Consider the following 1,161-nt stretch of genomic DNA (forward strand, 5'->3'; position numbering starts at 1 on the left):
TTTCCTTTTTGGGTAAATGGCAATGGTTCAGGTGCAACCGCAGGCCGGTTTGGGAGGGCACGCGGTTGCCGGTGATCGTTGAGAGGGTTCAGGGCAGTTGGCGGGCATCGACCCAGCCAGCTTCGCCGCCCATATCCCGCACACCGTCACGGCCGACGGGGTTGCGCTTGGCTGACTGCAACTCATCGAGGACTTGCTGGCGGGTCTTGGTCAGTTTGGGGCCCGGAACGAGTGGATAAGTGGCCGGATAGCCACGGCTGATCCAGTACAGCGAACCGTCCTTCTGGGCGGCCAGTACGGTGTTTTCAACCGCTTGGCGGCTCACCGCATTGCCCAGATGGTCGGCGGCCAGGCTCACGCCTTCCTCCTGGCTGGGGCTTGCGTGGTAAACGGATGTGGCGAAAGAGGCGGTGGCGGATGCAGCAAGGCTGGCGACGAGGATTGCGGTACGAACTTTCATGATGGTCTCCTGTGGCGCCGGATGCCCGATATGGTTCATCCAGGTGGCGATTTCTGCACCACGGAGAGAAGTCTAGAAATTTGACCCCTACCTGACAGTGACCTTCCGATTACGCTTTTGATAGCCACACGCAATGCCTGCGGGGAAAGGGGTAATTGGTTATCGTGCAGGAGGCCACCTGGTTTCACACCACCACGACAAGGTACTCCGAAGGAACTGTCATGACGAAGAGGGCAATGAGCTGGTCTGTCGCCATCCTGGCGCTCTTGAACGTCGCGGGTTGCAGCACGCCGATCTACGAGGGCCGGTACGCGTGGTCCGATGGCTGGCGTATCGGAAAAGTGAGCAGACTGCTATCAGCAGACGAAGCCGCAGAAATACGTGGCGTTCGCTGTCCGGGTGCGAGCAAAAGCCCGGCAGGCCGGATCGTGGTCATTAAATGGCGGCAAGTGAACCGCACCCGGTGGCACTTCGCGTTGTTGCACACAGGAACAAACATTGCTCCGGGAGACGAGGTCTATTTCAACGCTCTGGGCTGCGACGTACATCCAGTTGCACGTTCAGATGTTCTCCCTCGGTAGGCGCACAGTCACACGGGCCCATCACAAGTCAGCCGGCGCAGTCACGAGTCTTGTGCCCCTCTCATGTCCATCTTCGGTCATTCGGGAATTTTGATGACGACGTGGGCGCGACCCATGCGC

1 protein-coding gene is annotated in these 1,161 nt (G+C 59.5%); it reads right to left on the minus strand.

The features are described from left to right. Window positions 1-88: 88 nt before the first annotated feature. Window positions 89-460 (minus strand): hypothetical protein, encoded by a 372-nt coding sequence (locus N4G42_RS25430; RefSeq protein ID WP_260669173.1) that lies wholly within the window; start codon window positions 458-460, stop codon window positions 89-91. Between the last annotated feature and the right edge of the window lie 701 nt (window positions 461-1,161).

The organism is Acidovorax sp. K2F (assembly GCF_025246485.1).
Classification (GTDB): domain Bacteria; phylum Pseudomonadota; class Gammaproteobacteria; order Burkholderiales; family Burkholderiaceae_C; genus Acidovorax; species Acidovorax delafieldii.